Below are 15,262 nucleotides of genomic sequence, written 5' to 3'. Positions count from 1 at the left end.
CCCTACGGCGAGACGGTGATGGCCGCGAGCTTGTCGGCGAGGTAGTCGGCCGCCCGGACCGGAGGCGCGGCGGTGCGCCCCAGCGGGGGACCGAGGGACTCGACGACGGTGTCGGGGTCCAGCTCGTAGAAGAAGACGAGGCTGACGAGGTCCTCGTCGGGCGCCGAGGCCTGCGGTGGCAGCACCCGGTGGCGGGTGGAGCGCCAGCGTTCCCCGGTCCAGCGGGCCAGCAGGTCCCCGACGTTGATCGTGAAGGCGCCCTCGACGTACGGCGCGTCGACCCAGGTGCCGCCCATGTCGACCTGCAGACCGCCCGCGCCCGGTTCTCGGTCGAGCACCGTGAACGTCCCGAAGTCGGTGTGGGCCCCGATGCGGAACTGGCCCTCGGTCGGTGGCCCGGTCTCGGTCAGCGGCGGGTAGCGGTTGACGTTGAGCGTGTAGCTCGGGTGGCCCGTGTGCCGGGTGAAGTGGTCGGTGGGCAGGTCCAGCCCCACGGCCCCGATCTCGAGCAGCCGGTCGGCGAGCGCGCGCATGCGGCCCATGTGCCGCTCGAGGGTGGCCTGCAGCGCCGGCACCTCCGAGGGCCAGGCGTTGGGGGCGAACCAGACCGCGTCGACCGCGGGGTCACCCGAGGGCACGTCGGCACCGACGGTCCACGACTCCTTGAGGTCCGGCGGCCCCGCCACGCCCTCCGCCGCCGCGTTGGCCTCCGCGCCCGGCCCGAGGTAGCCGTGGCCACCGACCGCCACCGCGTGGCGCTGCTTCACCTCGGCGGGCAGGGCGAAGAACTCGCGCGCGGCCGCCCGGGCCGCGCGCCGCTCCTCGTCGGGAACGCCGTGGCCCGTGACCAGGAGGAAGCCCGACGTCCGCAGGGCCTCGTCGAGAGCCTTCCCGACGATCTCCGTGGTCCCGTCGGCGATGTCGACCAGCGGGATGCTCACTCCGGCCCCCCGATGTCCTCGAGCCACGTCTCGGGCTGCTCGGCGGCGAAGCGGGACATGAGGTCGGCGCACTCCGGGTCGTCGAGGAGGGTGACGCGCACGCCGTGCTCCTCGAGCCAGGCGTGCTGCCCGCCGAACGTGCGGGCCTCCCCGACGACGAGCGCCGGGATGCGGAACTGGCGGATCAGCCCGGCGCAGAAGAAGCAGGGCGAGAGCGTGGTGACCATGGTGGTGCCGGCGTAGTCGGGGCGGCGGCCCGCGGCGCGGAAGGCGGCCGTCTCGCCGTGGGTGGCGGGGTCGCCGTCCTGGACGCGCCGGTTGTGCCCGGCGCCGAGGAGCTCGCCGTCCGGACCGAACAGCGCGGCGCCGACCGGCACTCCGCCCGTCTCGTAGCCGGTGCGGGCCTGCGCGAGGGCGACCGCGAGCATCTCCTGGGGCACGGGGTGCAGCGTCATACGTCGCATCCTGCGGGAGGTGACGCGACGGTTAAGTGTGGGCGCCCTCGTCGAGGAGTCGCGCGATCGCGTCCGCGACGGCGTCGGGGCGGTCGAGGGTGATCAGGTGCCCGGCGTCGTCGAGCAGCACCGGGTCGGGCGCCCCGAGCCGGTCCGCGAGGTCCCGCTGCACCGCGATCCACCGGTCCCGGCCACGCCCCGAGCCGGCCGACCCGACCAGCAGCCGCACCGGCACCCCGGGCGCCCCGCGCTCGCGGTGCCAGGCCAGGACCCCGGCCTGCAGCGGCCCGTGCCCGAACCAGGCGTCGAGCGTGGTGGTCGCCCAGGCCCGCGAGGCGTAGACCGCCCGGACCGCGGCGGGGCCCATGCGGTCGCGCCGGCGCACCGAGGTCGCCCGGACCCCGAGGACGCGCAGCCACGGACCGACCAGGGTGGTGACCCCGGTGGCGAGGACCAGCTCGGCCACCGCCCGCCCGAGGTCGCTCAGGGGGGCGGGCGCGAGGCGGACCGACTGCTCGTGGGAGGCGTCGACGAGCACCGCGCCCGCGCATCCCGGGTCGGTGTAGAGGAGGGACTGCACGTGGAGCCCGCCCGACGAGTGCCCGACGAGCAGCAGCGGCCGCTCCGCCGCGGCCACCCGCGCGGCGAGCCGGGCGGCGACGGCCTCCGGCGTCCAGTCCTCCCGGCTCCGCAGCGGCGGGGCGTCGGCGGGGTCGACCACGACGACCGCGACGTCGGCCGGCAGCGCCTCGACGACCGCGTCCCACTCCCCGGGCGTCGAGCCCAGCCCCGGGACGACGACGACCGTGCGGGCCCTCACCGGGGAGCCCGCACCCACCGCGACCCGCGCAGCACCACCAGCCCGATAGCGATCAGGACGCCGGACAGGGCCAGGACCTGCACCCGCTGGACGTACCCGACGACCGGGTCGAGCCCCAGCCCCACGGTCTCCTCGAGCACCACGAGCAGCCCCGGCAGGACGACCAGCGGGAGCCCCACCAGCAGGGCGCCCTCGAACGGCGACGCCGGCTGGTGGGCGCTCCGCCCGCGCGACCGGGCCACGGCCAGCAGCACCACCGCGACGATCGCGGCCGCGTTCGAGACGAAGCTCGACACCTCGTGGACCCCGAACGCGAGCACCGACCGCGACGCCTCGGCCGCGGCGCACACCGCGTCGGCCGAGGGCGCGCAGGTCATCGGCGCCGCGACGTCGAGCAGCGTGGCCACGCCGAAGAGGCCGAGCGCGACGCCGGCCCAGCGCACCGCGGCGACCCGGGCGCCGCGCGCCACGTGCACGGCCGCGATCACCACGACGAGCCCGACGACCGCGTCGACGACGCGGAAGACCGTGTTGTGCGGCTGGTCGAGCGCGGCGAGCTCGCTGACGTAGGAGCGGGCCGGGTCGAGCCGCGTCCCCAGCAGCGGAGTCACGAGGAACGCCGAGTAGACGACCCCGGCCACCACCGTGGCCGTCCCGATCGCCCGGTCCGCGGTCGTCACGGTCCGGGCCACAGCGCTCCGCACCCGGTGAACCTATAGACCCCCCGCCACGGATGGGTGACGGCGCCTCAGGAGACGGCGGCCGCAGCCCGGTCCGGCTCCGGCAGCTCGGCCCAGAATGCCGTGAGGGCCTCGGCGACCGGCGCCGGCGTCTCCTCCGGCCACCAGTGGCCCACGCCCTCCAGGTGCACGATCGACGCGCCCGCCTCGCGCGCCGCCCACTCGTGCTGCACCACCGTCCCGCTGGCCGCCTCGGCGTCGTCCAGGGCGATGAGAGCGAGCCCCGGACGTCGTGCGGCGTCCGGGAGGAGCCGTCCCGCCTCGGCCATCGCCGGCTGCCGTGCCGACCGCAGCAGCTTCAGGACGCTGCGCCCCATCTCGGGGTCCATCCCCGCCGCGACCCGCTCCGCCATGCGCCCGGTCATCCCGAGGGCCGCCGACACCGCGAGGCGCTGCTGCAGGTCGCCGCCCCACAACTGCTGCACCGAGGCCTCCCCCGGGCCCTCCTGCTGCCACACCTGGGCCCGCGGGTGCCAGGCGTAGTCGGGCGCGAACACGCCGAGGGCGTCGGAGGCCCAGCTGCGGACGAGGTCCGGACGGCTCATGGCCAGCGCCGCGACGTGGATGCCGCCCCAGTCGTGGCCGACCAGGTCGACCGGAGCGCGGAACAGCTCGAGCTGGGACGCCAGCCACTCCCGGTACGCCGTGGCCGACGAGTCGAAGCCGCGGGGCGCCGGGACGCCGAATCCGGGCGGGGACAGGACGACCGCGTCGGCCCGGTCGAGCTCCCCGATGAGCGACCCCCAGACGGCCGCGGACTCGGGATTGCCGTGGACGAGGACGAGCGGAGTTCGGGGCACGGGGACCACCTCTCACTTGCTTGCTGGGTAGCACACAAGTATCAGAGGTGGCCCGGGAAGTCCAGGTAGGCGGGTGCGTCGAGCGACCTAGACGGTGGCCAGGGCCGGGCCGAGCGACAGGCCGCCGTCGAGCACGAACTCGGCGCCGGTGGCGAAGGCGGCGTCGGGCGAGGCGAGGAAGAGCAGGAGGCGGGACACCTCCTCCGGCTGCGCCAGACGCGGGACGGCGAACGGAGCCGGCGAGTACGAGTCGATGATCGGCGCCGCCCCGTCGCCGCCCGGCGCCGTGATCAGCGGCGTCTCGACGACTCCGGGGTGGATCGCGTTCACGCGGACACCGTCGCGGGCCAGCTCGAGCGCGGCCGTCCGCGTCAGGCCGCGCAGCGCCCACTTGCTCGCGACGTAGGGCCCGAAGAACGGGGTGCCGCCGTGCGCCATCACGGAGCCGACGTTCACCACCACGCCGCCCCCTCGGTTCCGCATGCCCGGCGCGACGGCACGGATCCCGAGTGCCGCTCCCGTGACGTTGACCGCGAACGTCCGCTCCCACAGCGCCGGGTCGGCGCCCTCGATCAGGGTCGGGGCGTGCTGGATCCCGGCGTTGTTGACCAGGACCGATACCGGACCGAACCGCTCCTCCGCGGCCCCTGCCGCCGCGGCCCACTGCCGCTCGTCGGTGACCTCGAGCGGCGTGAACAGCGCCCGTTCCCCGAGCCCCGCAGCGAGCGCCCGACCCTGCATCTCGTCGCGGGCCGCGACCACCACGGCGGCGCCCTCCTCGTGGAGAGCGCGGACGTGACTCGCGCCCATGCCGCCCGTCGCTCCCGTCACGAGCACGACCTGTCCGTCGAACCGTCCCACGTCGACCATCTCCTCGTCATCGAGGTGAGCCGATCCACTCACCTCAGGGCCAGGAGAGAACCAGGCGGAACGAGGTGAGTCAAGCGGCTCGCCTCGGGACGGCGCGGAGGGCAGGATGTGGGGATGAGCGCCGACGAATCCGCGCCGTCCGCCTCCGGCGGCGCGGCGCGCTACCACCGCGACCTGGCCGCGAGGAACCGCGAGGCGCTGGTGACGGCCGCGCGCCGGCTGTTCCTCGACCTGGGCTACGACGGCACGTCGCTGGCCAAGGTCGCCGCCGAGGCCGGGGTGTCGCGCGCGACCCTGTTCAAGCAGTTCCCGACGAAGGCCGAGCTGTTCAGCGCGATGGTCACGACCTCGTGGGCCGCCGGCGACGACGGTCCGCCGCCGGCGGTGGGGGCTCCGACGGCGGGCCTGCGCGCCATCGGCTCCCGCTACGCCGCCCTGCTGACCCGGCCCGACATGGCGGACCTGTTCCGCATCGTCATCGCCGAGCTACCCCGCTTCCCCGAGCTCGGTCGCACCCACTTCGACCTCGGGAAGCTGCCGTTCTTCCTCTCGGTTCGCGAGTACCTGCTCACCGAGCACGGGGCCGGGACCCTGCGGTTCGACGACGCCGACCTCGTCGCCACCCAGTTCCTCGGGATGATCGCCAACTACGTGTTCTGGCCCCGCATGCTGCTGCTCGACTGGGACCCGGAGCCCGCCGACGTCGCCCGGGCCGTCGACGAGGCCGCGGCGACGATCGTCGCCCGGTACGCGGTGGGCACCGACTCGGGCACGGGTCAGGCCTGACCCGCGGCCGGCGCGGTTGCGTCGGCGGGGTCGGGGGCGTCGACGTCGCCGAGGCTCCACGGGCGGACGACCGCGGCGAGGACGATGCAGGCCAGCACGAGGGCGCCGGACACCGACAGGCCGAGGGCGACGGCGTCGTTGCCCAGCAGGCCGACCAGCGGCGAGACGAGCGCCCCGACCCCGAACTGCACGGCACCGAGGAGCGCGGCGGCCGTCCCGGCGTTCCGTCCGTGGCGCGAGAGCGCGAGGGCGGGGGCGTTGGGCAGGGCCAGGCCGCACGCGAACAGCACCGCGCACATCGGGATGACGACGCCCACGAGTCCGGTGCCGACCAGCGCCAGGGCGAGCAGGACGAACGCGGCCACGGTGCCCGCGCCGATGGCGGCGACGAGGATCCGCCGCGGCTCGAAGCGGCGCAGCAGCAGGGCGTTGAGCTGCGTGGCGGCGATGAGGAAGACCGCGCCGGCGCCGAAGAGGATGCCGAACTGCTGCTCGTCGAGCCCGTACTGGTCCTGGTAGACGAAGGTCGCACCGGAGACGTAGCTGAACAGCCCGGCCATCGCGAGCCCGGCGACGAGGACCAGCCCGACGAAGGCCCGGTCGTGCAGCAGCCCCTTGTACGTGCTCAGGGTCGTCCGCACCCCGGGCCGGCTGCGCCGCGACGGCGGCAGCGTCTCGGGCAGGGAGCGCCACACGATCGGCACCAGCACCGCCCCGTAGAGCGCGAGCACGACGAACACCCCGCGCCACGACGTGATGCGCAGCAGCTCCCCGCCGAGGGTCGGGGCGAGGACGGGGGCCACGCCCATGACGAGGAAGAGCCGCGAGAGCAGCGTCGCCGCGGGTCGGCCGGTGAACAGGTCGCGCACGACGGCGAGCGCGATGACCGCGCCGGCCGCCGCGCCGAGGCCCTGCAGCACCCGCAGGACGCCGAGGACCGGCACGTTCGGGGCGACGACGATGGCGATCGACGCCAGCACGTGCAGCGCGGTCCCGATCAGCAGGGGCCGGCGGCGCCCGAAGGCGTCGGAGAGCGGGCCGAGGAGCAGCTGGCCCGCGGCCAGGCCGATCAGCGTGCCGGTGAGCGTCAGCTGCACCGCGGCCTGCGTGGTCTCCAGCTCGGCGGTGATCGTCGGCAGCGCCGGGAGGTACATGTCGATCGTCAGCGGCCCGAGGGCGATGAGCGCTCCGAGGACCAGCGCGATCCGCAGTCGGCTCGGTGGCGCCATGCCCTCCGCGTCGGCGGGGTTCGGGGCGGCCGCGGTGCGCGACCTGCGATCGAGACGGGAGGACGAGGTCACGATGGCCTTCCGGAGTGGGGCGAGCGAACAGCGGGCCCGCTGCTCCGAGGGTCCGGGGGGACAAGGCCGACATGGCGCCGGGTGTTCCGGAAGACCCGGGATGTGACCCCGGCCATCGAGGGCTGCCACCGGCAGGACACGGTTGCCGGCGAGGCGGCCGTCCCCCGGTTCACGGTCGAGCAGGGTCCTACGGCACGACGAGGTCGGTGTCGCGGGCGTCGGTGATGGCCATGTGGCCCGGGGCGTGACAGATCGCGAGCGGCGGGCGGCTCGCCATGACGGCGGCCTGCGGGGTGACGCCGCAGGCCCAGAACACCGGCACCTCGCCGGGGCGGAGGTCGACCGGGTCGCCGAAGTCGGGGCGGTCGAGGTCGGTGATGCCGAGGGCGGCCGGGTCGCCGACGTGCACGGGAGCGCCGTGGACGGCGGGGTAGCGGGACGTGACCCGCACGGCGGTGGCGACGAGGTCGGGCGCGACGGGGCGCATCGAGACGACGAGGGGTCCGCCGAGCGGGCCGGCGTCGCGACAGGGGATCGTCGTCCGGTACATGGGGACGTTGCGCCCCAGCTCGACGTGGCGGATCGGCACGCCGGCCGCGAGCAGCGCGTCCTCGAAGGTGAACGAGCAGCCGATGAGGAAGGCGACGAGGTCGTCGCGCCACGCGGCCCGGACGTCGTCGACCTCGCCGGCGGCCTCCCCGTCGACGTAGACGCGGTAGGCGGGCAGGTCGGTGCGCAGGTCGCCGTCGAACATCGGGGTGGCGGTGGCGCCGGGCTCGGTGACGTCGAGGACCGGGCAGGACTTCGGGTTGCGCTGGGCGAACAGCAGCACGTGGTAGGCGTAGTCGCGCGGGACGGCGATGAGGTTGGCCTGGGTCCGGCCGGTGCACCACCCCGCGGTCGGGGTGCGCAGGCCGCCGCGGAACAGGGCGCGGGCCTCGTGCGGGGTGTGGCTCCCGGGACTGGTCACGACGGCCTCCAGCATTGACGGATTGTTCAACGATCCTTATGTTGAGCGAACCGTACCCAGAGGAGGCCGCGATGGCCACGCCCCCCGACGGCGACGACACCACCGCCACGACCGACGCCCCGGTCCTGAACCCGAAGCGCACCCTCGCCGTGGTCGGCGCCATGTTCCTCATGGCCATGTCCGCGGCCGGCCCCGGCTTCATCTCCCAGACCGGCACGTTCACCGCCCAGTACGGCGCCTCGTTCGCCGCGGCGATCGTCGCGAGCGTGCTCATCGACATCGCGGTGCAGCTCAACGTCTGGCGGGTGATCGGGGTGTCGGGCCTGCGCGCCCAGGACCTCGCGAACAAGGTGATCCCCGGGTCGGGCTACGTGCTGGCCGGGCTGATCGTCGTCGGCGGCGTGGTGTTCTGCATCGGCAACATCAGCGCCACCGGGGCGGGGCTGAAGAACCTCGTCGGGCTCGACCCGCGGATCGGCGCGAGCCTCAGCGCCGTCCTCTGCATCCTGATCTTCACGTACAAGGCGCTCGACGGGACCCTCGACCGGGCCGTCCTGGTGCTCGGCGCGATCAAGATCGGGCTGATCGTCTACCTCGCGGTGATCACCTCTCCGCCGGTCGGCGAGGCGGCGCTGCGCACCGTGGCGCCGATCGGGCTGGACTTCCTGCCGATCCTCACTCTCGTCGGCGGCACCGTCGGCGGCTACATCACCTACGCCGGCGCGCACCGCTTCCTCGAGGCGGGCACCACCGGGCGCGAGAACCTGCGGACGATTACCCGGGGCTCGGTGAACGGCATCCTGGTCACGCTCGTGATCCGGGTGGCGCTGTTCCTGGGCATCCTCGGTGCGGTCACCGCCGGGGCGGCGCTGTCGAAGAGCGACCCCGTGGGGTCGGCGTTCGCCTTCGCGGCCGGTCCCGTCGGGCTCGCCCTGTTCGGGCTCGTCTTCTGGACCGCGGGGATGACCAGCACCATCGGGGCGTCGTTCACCTCCGGGACGTTCCTGAAGACCCTCTCGCCGTTCGTCGCGAAGCGGTTCAACCTGTCGGTCAGCGTCTTCATCGCCGTCTCGACGATCCTGTACCTGCTGCTCGGGCAGACCCCGGCGGCCCTGCTCGTGTTCGCGGGGGCGTTTAACGGCCTGATCCTGCCGTTCGGGCTCGGCATCATGCTCTGGGTCGCGTGGCGGCGCCGCGACCTGCTCGGCGGCTACCGGAGCCCTGCGTGGTTCCTCGGGATCGGGGTGGCCGCGTGGCTGTTCACCGTCGTGGCCGGCGTGCTGTCCCTCTCCCAGCTCCCGACGATCTTCCGCTGACGCCGGGCCCTCCTCGCCCGTCCGGTCCCGGCCCTGATGTCCGGTACGCCCGACCCCTCCCGTGGACGGCCCCGGTGGGCCACACTGCCCGCGATCCACCCCGGTCGCCCGGGACGTGGCGATCGCGGCGGAGGGAGCGGGACGCATGCGCAGACGGAGCTTCCTCGCGGTCGCCGGCCTCGGCGCCGTCGGCGTCCTCGCCGGGTGCGGCGCCCCGACGGGCTGGCGCTCCCCGGCCGACGGCCCCGTCCGCGCCGCCACCTACATCCCGAAGTCCTACGACGACCTCTACCCGGGCGTGGAGGCGACGCTGGACGCGGTGACCCGGGCGGGCGGCCCGTCGTTCGACCTCTACGACGGCGGCACGCTCCTCGGGGCCGAGCAGCTGCTGCCCGGTCTGCTCGTGGGCGCCGCCGACCTCGTGTTCCAGACCAGCTCCTACGTGTCCTCGAGCTTCCCCGCACTCGGGGCCATGGAGCTCCCGTTCGGCACCGAGGACTACGCCCGCCACCGACGCGTGTTCGACCCCGACGGGCCGCTGGTCGCGCTGGTGAACGACGAGCTCGCGGAGAAGGACGTCCGGCTGCTCGGCGGCATGCCGTTGACCTACGAGTACCTCTGGACCGTCGACCGGCCGATCCGGCGGCCCGAGGACGTGGCGGGGCTGCGGATGCGCGTGGCGGGCGAGATCGAGGGCGAGACGGTGAAGGCGCTCGGCGGCGCACCGGTCTCCATGGGGTCCGCCGAGGTGTTCGAGGCGCTCCAGCGCGGCACCATCGACGGGATGCTCAGCTACCTGGGCACCGTGGTCTCCCGCGACCTGCAGTCGATCCTGCGCTACGGCACCCGCTGCCACATCGGCTCCTACACCTTCGACGCCTACTGCCGGGCGAGCTGGTACGCCGCGCTCGACCCGCGCACCCGCGCCGCCCTCGACGCGGGCGGCCGGGCGCTCTACCGCGAGGGCACCGCGACGATGGTCGCGGTCCACCAGGACGACTACCTCCCGCAGGTCGTGGCGGGCGGGGTCGAGATCGTGGACCCGACGCCGGCCGAGCTCGCGGCCCTGCGCGCGGCCACCGAGCCCGTCCGGGCCCGGTGGGAGGCCGCCCTGGGGAAGCCGGCCGTGACCGGCCGGATGGCCGAGATCGTCCGGACCGCGTGAGGGAGGCGGAGATGAGCCGACCGGACACCGCGAGCGGGCCCCTCGCCGCGGCGCGGCGCGCGGTGCTCGCGACGACGCGGGCCGCGGCCGCGCTGGCCGCTCTCGTCGTCGCCGCCATGGTCCTGACCATCACCTACGATGCGCTGGCCCGGTACCTCTTCGCCGCCCCGACCGACTGGGCCTACCCGCTCAACACGGCCGCGGTGCTCGGCGCGACGGTCCTCGCCGTCCCGCACCTGTACGCCACGGGCGGCCACATCGCCCTCGACCTGATCCACCGCGGGATGTCGCCCCGCGCCCGCCGTGTGGCCGACCTGGTCACCGGCGCCGCGACGGCGCTGCTCGGCCTGGCCATCGCGGTCACGGCGGCGCGGTCGGCAGTCCTGGGCATCACGCTCGGGCTGACCGGCGCCGGCACGTTCAGCATCCCGCTGTGGATCCCCGATCTCGTGCTGGCGGTCTCCGGCGCCCTGCTGGTGGCCGCCGCCCTGCTCTTCCCGGCGCACCCGCCACCCGACGGGGCTCCGGACGTGGCGGCGCTCCCCGGCGCCGGGCCCACCACCGATCCCGACGTCGGCACCGGGACCGGCACCACCACCGACACTCTCGTGACCGGCGCGGGGCACGACGACGAGGGAGCGGGACGCTGATGGCGGACGGACTGGTCGTCGGGCTCGCCGTCGCGCTCCTAGTCGTCCTCATCGGTCTGCGGACGCCGATCTTCGTCGCGCTCGGCCTCTCGGGCGTGCTCGGGCTGCTGGTCCTGGACGGCTGGCGCGGGGTGGAGCTGCTGCCGCTCGCCCTGAACGCGCAGCTGCAGGAGTACGCCCTCGTCGCCGCGCCGCTCTACATCCTGCTCGGGGAGGCGCTCGCGGTCAGCGGGCTCGGCCGCGACCTGTTCGCCGCTGCGCACCGGTGGTTCACTCGCGTGCCCGGAGGGCTGGGGGCCTCGGCGGTCGCCTCGTCGACGGTGTTCGGGGCGATGTCGGGGGTCAGCATCAGCTCGGTCGCGGTGATCGGCCGGATGGCCGTGCCCGAGATGCTGTCGCGGGGGTACCGGCCGGCGTTCGCCAGCGGGTCGGTGGCGGCCTCCGGGGCGCTGGCCATGCTGATCCCGCCGAGCCTGATGTTCATCCTGTACTCGTCGATCACCGGTGAGAGCACCGCGGCGCTGTTCGCGGGCGGCATCGTCCCGGGCCTGCTGCTCTCCGCCATGATGATCGCCTACGTGGTGGGGCGCGCGAGCCTGCGACCGGCCGAGGCCCCCCGCGACACCGAGACCTTCAGCTGGGGCCAGCGCCTGCGGGCCCTCGGCTCCGTCGCCCCCGCCCTCGGGCTCGTCGTCCTCGTGCTCGGCTCGATCTACACCGGCTTCGCGACACCGACCGAGGCCGCCGCCGTCGGCGCGCTCGCGGCGCTCGTCATGACGGCGGTGCTCTACCGGGCCCTCGGCTGGACCGAGCTGCGGGCGGTCCTCGCCTCGACCGCCGCGGTGGGGGCGTCGATCCTCGCCATCGTCGCCGCCGCGTACGTCTTCACGCAGATGCTCGTCGTCGCCCGGATCCCGGACACGGTGTCGGACTTCGTCGTCGGACTGGACGTGCCGCCGTGGGTGGTGATGGTCGCGATCATGCTCGTGCTGCTGGTGCTGGGGTGCCTCGTCGACGCGGCGTCGCTGCTGCTGGTGGTCACGCCGATCCTCGAGCCGGCGGTGAGCGACCTCGGGTACGACCCGCTCTGGTTCGGCGTGCTGCTCGTGGTCAACCTGGAGATGGCCGTGATCACCCCACCGGTCGGGCTGAACCTCTACACCATGAAGTCGGTGGTGCCCGAGCTCGACATGGCCGAGATCTTCCGGGGGGTCGCCCCCTATCTCCTCATCGAGGCGGCGCTGCTGGGGCTGCTGATCGCCGTGCCCGAGCTCGCGACGTTCCTGCCGGGGCTCCTGATCTGAGCGACCGGTCAGGCCCGGGTCGCCCGGAAGCGGAGGTGCTGGCCGACCCGGACCTGGGCGAGTGCGTCGGTGTCGGCGTCCAGGACCACCGCGGCCACCGGGTAGCCCCCGGTCACCGGGTGGTCGGCGAGGAAGAGGGTGGGCCGGCCCGAGGAGGCGATCTGCAGGCTGCCCCGCACCACGCCCTCGCTGGGGAGCTCGGCGTCGGTGACGTCGGCCGCCCGCTCCATCGCGGGGCCCTCGAGCCGCATCCCGACCCGGTTGCTGTCGGCACCCACCGCCCACCGCGTGGAGAGCAGGGAGCGCACGGCCTCGGGGGTGAACCAGTCGTGGCGCGGGCCGAGGACGACGCGGGCCACCACGTCGCCCGCGGGCGGCGGGGCGACGGGGGCGAGGTCGGTGGCGGGGAGCTCGACGGCGTCCTCCCCGACCGGGAGCACGTCGCCGACGGCCAGGGCGGCCGGTCCGAGGTCGGCCAGGACGTCGGTCGAGCGGCTGCCGAGCACCGGGTCGACCGCGATCCCGCCCCGGACGGCCAGGTAGGTCCGGACGCCGACGGGCGGCTGGCCCAGGCGCACGACCGCCCCGGCCGGCACCCGGACCCGGCAGTGGTGCCCGACCGGGCGGTCGTCGACCAGCAGGTCGCCGGGCGCGCCGGTGGCGGCGACCGTCATCGGGACGTCGGCGCGCAGCGCCAGGCCCCCCAGGGTCGCCTCGAGGACGGCGGCGTCCTCGGGGTTGCCCACGAGCCGGTTCGCGAGCCGGGCGGCGCCACGGTCGGCGGCCCCGGAAGCGCCGACGCCGAGATCGCTGAGCCCTGGACGGCCCGCGTCCTGCACGGTCGCGAGCGGCCCGGTGGCCTCGACGACGAGCGACATCAGCCCTCCTCGTGGAAGCGGACCCGGGTCCCGGGGGTCAGGAGCGCCGGCGGGTCGCGGTCGAGGTCCCACATGCGCTCGTCGGTGCGCCCGATCAGCTGCCAGCCGCCGGGGGAGGCGCGGGGGTAGACCCCGCTGAACTCCGCGGCGAGGGCCACGGAGCCGGCGGGGACGCTGACCCGGGAGTCGGACCGCCGGGGGACGACGAGGCGGTCGTCCTCCCCGACGAGGTAGCCGAAGCCCGGGGCGAACCCGGCGAAGGCCACGGTCCAGATCTGTCCGGTATGTGCTGAGACCACCTCGGGCACCGAGAGCCCGGTGTGCGCCGCGACGTCGTCGAGGTCCTCCCCGTCGTAGCGCACCGCGAGGTCGAGGACGTCGCCCTCCACCGTCGCGTCGGACCCGCGGGCCTCGAGGCGTTCGACGATGCCCGCGGTCGCCCGGACGTCGGCCCGCGGCGCCAGGCGCACGAGCACGGTGCGGGCCCCGCGGACCAGGTCGACGATCCCGGCGAGCCGGCCAGCGGCCACCTCGTCGCGCAGGGCGGTGTGCAGCGCGGTGACCGCGGCGACGTCGTCGACCTCGACGAGCAGGCCACGGTCGCCGCAGGGCCGGATCGTCCGGGTCATTGTTCAACAATACGACAAGAGGCCTGTCCTATGCTCGACCCGTGACCGCTGCGACGAGCTGGACCGAGTCCCTGGCCCGCCAGCGCCCCCGGCTCCAGGTCGGCTCCACCGCCGAGCGGGTGGCCGACCTGCTGCGGGGCCAGGTGCTCGACGGCGAGCTCCGCCCGGGGATGCAGCTGGCCGAGGAGCCGCTGGTGGAGGCCCTCGCCGTCTCGCGCAACACCGTCCGCGAGGCGCTGCAGCGACTCTCCCGCGAACGCCTGGTCGAGCACCACCGCAACCGGGGGGTGTTCGTCCGCCGGCTCGACGGCGACGACCTGTCCGACCTGTGCGGACTGCGCCGCGCGGTCGAGGTCGGGGCCGTCCGGGAGGCGGCCCGGCGCGATCCCGACGCCGGGCTCGCCGAGCGGGTGCGCTCGGCCGCGGAGGCCGGGCGGCGGGCGGCCGCGGGCGGCGACTGGGCCGCCGCGGGCACCGCGAACGCCCAGACCCACCTGGCGCTGGCGGCGCTGGCGGGCAACGAGCGCATCGACGAGACCATGCGCCACCTCGTCGCCGAGATGCGCCTCGCGTTCCTCCTGGTCCCCGACCCCCGGGAGCTCCACGAGCCCTACGTCGAGGCCAACGTCGCGCTCGGCGGGCACGTCGTCGCGGGCCGGCTGGACGAGGCGGCCGCGGAGCTCGACTCCTACCTGGTGCGCGCCGAGCGGCACCTCCTCGACACCTACACCGCCGCGTTGGCCGCCGACCGGCCGTAGTGCTCTGCGTGAGCACCCCCGGCGGGGGTATCACGAGGTGGTGCCCGAACTCCCCGAGGTCGAGAGCGCCCGCCAGGTCCTGGAGAAGGCGCTCGACCGCACCATCACCGACATCGACGACTCCGACGAGTACGTCTGCCGTCCGCACCGCCCGGGGGAGATCGCGAAGGCGCTCGTCGGGGGCAGGCTGACCGCGGCGCACCGGCTCGGCAAGACGATGTGGTGCGAGACGGTGGACGCCGACGGCGAACCGGGTCCGAACCTCGGGGTGCACCTCGGGATGGGCGGGCGCATCCGGGTGTGGGGACCGGCCGGGGAGCGCTCCGGGGAGCTCGCGGGCGGCCTGCCGAAGAAGGCGAACGAGGAGAACCAGAAGCCCGAGTGGGACCGGGTGACCTTCTCCTTCGACGACGGCGGGGCCTTCAAGCTCTTCGACAAGCGCCGCCTCGGGCGCGTGCGCCTCGAGCCCGACCTCGACGCGATCGGCCCCGACGCCGCCGAGATCACCCGCGACGAGTTCCGCGAGCGGGTGGGCCGGGGCACGGCCCCGATCAAGGCACGGCTGCTCGACCAGTCGGTGCTCGCGGGCGTCGGGAACCTGCTCGCCGACGAGACGCTGTGGCAGGCGAAGCTCGACCCGCACACGCCCTCGGGGGAGCTCTCCACCGAGCGGCTCGACGACCTGCGGCGCGTGCTGCGGGAGGCGACGCGGGAGGCGATCAGGCACGGCGGGGTGCACACCGGCGAGGTCATCCCCTACCGGGCGAAGGACGAGGCCTGCCCGCGCTGCGGTGCGCCGATGGAACGCGGGACCGTCGGGAGCCGGACGACGTGGTGGTGCAGCGCCGAACAGGCCTGAAGCGCCTACCCTGCGGGGGC

At 74.9% G+C, this 15,262-nt stretch carries 17 protein-coding genes; 7 read left to right on the top strand and 10 right to left on the bottom strand.

Translation table 11 applies throughout. The features are described from left to right. Window positions 1-2 precede the first annotated feature (2 nt). From ACFPBZ_RS00485 to ACFPBZ_RS00460, 6 genes are all read right to left on the bottom strand, one after another. Entirely contained in the window at window positions 3-941 is a 939-nt protein-coding gene (locus ACFPBZ_RS00485; protein ID WP_378034025.1) for an isopenicillin N synthase family dioxygenase, read from the bottom strand. After that, window positions 938-1,396 carry a nucleoside deaminase gene (locus tag ACFPBZ_RS00480; protein WP_378034024.1) on the bottom strand — a complete coding sequence of 153 codons (459 nt, stop codon included), beginning with the start codon at window positions 1,394-1,396 and terminating at the stop codon, window positions 938-940. Before ACFPBZ_RS00480 ends, ACFPBZ_RS00485 begins: the two co-directional genes overlap by 4 nt. A 31-nt stretch (window positions 1,397-1,427) precedes the next feature. Beyond that, window positions 1,428-2,216: an alpha/beta fold hydrolase gene (locus tag ACFPBZ_RS00475; protein ID WP_378034023.1), complete on the bottom strand. Its 789-nt coding sequence runs from the start codon at window positions 2,214-2,216 to the stop codon at window positions 1,428-1,430. After that, window positions 2,213-2,896, bottom strand: a complete 684-nt coding sequence (locus ACFPBZ_RS00470; protein ID WP_378034022.1) for a DUF998 domain-containing protein — start codon at window positions 2,894-2,896, stop codon at window positions 2,213-2,215. Before ACFPBZ_RS00470 ends, ACFPBZ_RS00475 begins: the two co-directional genes overlap by 4 nt. A gap of 68 nt (window positions 2,897-2,964) precedes the next feature. Then, on the bottom strand, window positions 2,965-3,756 hold the full coding sequence (locus tag ACFPBZ_RS00465; RefSeq protein WP_378034021.1) for an alpha/beta fold hydrolase: 792 nt from the start codon (window positions 3,754-3,756) through the stop codon (window positions 2,965-2,967). A gap of 87 nt (window positions 3,757-3,843) precedes the next feature. Then, window positions 3,844-4,617, bottom strand: coding sequence for an SDR family NAD(P)-dependent oxidoreductase (locus ACFPBZ_RS00460; protein WP_378034020.1), 774 nt, complete (start codon window positions 4,615-4,617; stop codon window positions 3,844-3,846). Between the two features lie 123 nt (window positions 4,618-4,740). Between ACFPBZ_RS00460 and ACFPBZ_RS00455 the strand changes: the two genes are divergently transcribed. Beyond that, complete coding sequence (locus ACFPBZ_RS00455; RefSeq protein WP_378034019.1) at window positions 4,741-5,412, top strand: TetR/AcrR family transcriptional regulator; 672 nt, start codon at window positions 4,741-4,743, stop codon at window positions 5,410-5,412. Here the strand turns inward: ACFPBZ_RS00455 and ACFPBZ_RS00450 are convergent. Further along, complete coding sequence (locus ACFPBZ_RS00450) at window positions 5,403-6,713, bottom strand: multidrug effflux MFS transporter (RefSeq protein ID WP_378034018.1); 1,311 nt, start codon at window positions 6,711-6,713, stop codon at window positions 5,403-5,405. The two genes, ACFPBZ_RS00455 and ACFPBZ_RS00450, sit on opposite strands and share 10 nt — an antisense overlap. A gap of 187 nt (window positions 6,714-6,900) precedes the next feature. Further along, window positions 6,901-7,683, bottom strand: coding sequence for a putative hydro-lyase (locus ACFPBZ_RS00445; protein ID WP_378034017.1), 783 nt, complete (start codon window positions 7,681-7,683; stop codon window positions 6,901-6,903). Between the two features lie 71 nt (window positions 7,684-7,754). On the opposite strand from ACFPBZ_RS00445, the gene ACFPBZ_RS00440 reads away from it, so the two are divergent. From ACFPBZ_RS00440 to ACFPBZ_RS00425, 4 genes are all read left to right on the top strand, one after another. Further along, window positions 7,755-8,999, top strand: a complete 1,245-nt coding sequence (locus ACFPBZ_RS00440) for an NRAMP family divalent metal transporter (protein WP_378034016.1) — start codon at window positions 7,755-7,757, stop codon at window positions 8,997-8,999. Between the two features lie 145 nt (window positions 9,000-9,144). Further along, a complete protein-coding gene (locus ACFPBZ_RS00435) occupies window positions 9,145-10,164 on the top strand; it encodes a TRAP transporter substrate-binding protein (protein WP_378034015.1) in 1,020 nt (339 codons plus the stop codon). 11 nt (window positions 10,165-10,175) lie between these two features. Beyond that, entirely contained in the window at window positions 10,176-10,814 is a 639-nt protein-coding gene (locus tag ACFPBZ_RS00430) for a TRAP transporter small permease (RefSeq protein WP_378034014.1), read from the top strand. Next, window positions 10,814-12,118 (top strand): TRAP transporter large permease, encoded by a 1,305-nt coding sequence (locus tag ACFPBZ_RS00425; RefSeq protein ID WP_378034013.1) that lies wholly within the window; start codon window positions 10,814-10,816, stop codon window positions 12,116-12,118. Before ACFPBZ_RS00430 ends, ACFPBZ_RS00425 begins: the two co-directional genes overlap by 1 nt. A gap of 8 nt (window positions 12,119-12,126) precedes the next feature. Here ACFPBZ_RS00425 and ACFPBZ_RS00420 read toward each other — a convergent pair whose 3' ends face one another. Next, window positions 12,127-12,996 (bottom strand): 5-oxoprolinase subunit C family protein, encoded by an 870-nt coding sequence (locus ACFPBZ_RS00420; RefSeq protein ID WP_378034012.1) that lies wholly within the window; start codon window positions 12,994-12,996, stop codon window positions 12,127-12,129. Then, window positions 12,996-13,625, bottom strand: a complete 630-nt coding sequence (locus ACFPBZ_RS00415) for a 5-oxoprolinase subunit B family protein (RefSeq protein ID WP_378034011.1) — start codon at window positions 13,623-13,625, stop codon at window positions 12,996-12,998. Before ACFPBZ_RS00415 ends, ACFPBZ_RS00420 begins: the two co-directional genes overlap by 1 nt. Before the next feature lie 41 nt (window positions 13,626-13,666). On the opposite strand from ACFPBZ_RS00415, the gene ACFPBZ_RS00410 reads away from it, so the two are divergent. Next, the gene (locus ACFPBZ_RS00410) at window positions 13,667-14,383 is read left to right on the top strand and encodes a GntR family transcriptional regulator (protein WP_378034010.1); all 717 of its coding nucleotides are present in this window, start codon (window positions 13,667-13,669) and stop codon (window positions 14,381-14,383) included. Between the two features lie 40 nt (window positions 14,384-14,423). Further along, window positions 14,424-15,242 (top strand): Fpg/Nei family DNA glycosylase, encoded by an 819-nt coding sequence (locus tag ACFPBZ_RS00405; RefSeq protein ID WP_378034009.1) that lies wholly within the window; start codon window positions 14,424-14,426, stop codon window positions 15,240-15,242. Window positions 15,243-15,262 lie beyond the last annotated feature (20 nt).

Source organism: Actinomycetospora atypica (genome assembly GCF_042653685.1).
Lineage (GTDB): Bacteria > Actinomycetota > Actinomycetes > Mycobacteriales > Pseudonocardiaceae > Actinomycetospora > Actinomycetospora atypica.
Note: the sequence above shows the minus strand (reverse complement) of the source record. Positions and strands in the feature narration are given on the sequence as shown.

Excerpts from the sequence above, each read along its gene's own strand:
- ACFPBZ_RS00425 (WP_378034013.1), top strand. The coding sequence starts at position 10,814 with ATGGCGGACGGACTGGTCGTCGGGCTCGCCGTCGCGCTCCTAGTCGTC.
- ACFPBZ_RS00430 (WP_378034014.1), top strand. The coding sequence starts at position 10,176 with ATGAGCCGACCGGACACCGCGAGCGGGCCCCTCGCCGCGGCGCGGCGC.
- ACFPBZ_RS00440 (WP_378034016.1), top strand. The coding sequence starts at position 7,755 with ATGGCCACGCCCCCCGACGGCGACGACACCACCGCCACGACCGACGCC.
- ACFPBZ_RS00435 (WP_378034015.1), top strand. The coding sequence starts at position 9,145 with ATGCGCAGACGGAGCTTCCTCGCGGTCGCCGGCCTCGGCGCCGTCGGC.
- ACFPBZ_RS00455 (WP_378034019.1), top strand. The coding sequence starts at position 4,741 with ATGAGCGCCGACGAATCCGCGCCGTCCGCCTCCGGCGGCGCGGCGCGC.
- ACFPBZ_RS00480 (WP_378034024.1), bottom strand. The coding sequence starts at position 1,396 with ATGACGCTGCACCCCGTGCCCCAGGAGATGCTCGCGGTCGCCCTCGCG.
- ACFPBZ_RS00420 (WP_378034012.1), bottom strand. The coding sequence starts at position 12,996 with ATGTCGCTCGTCGTCGAGGCCACCGGGCCGCTCGCGACCGTGCAGGAC.
- ACFPBZ_RS00415 (WP_378034011.1), bottom strand. The coding sequence starts at position 13,625 with ATGACCCGGACGATCCGGCCCTGCGGCGACCGTGGCCTGCTCGTCGAG.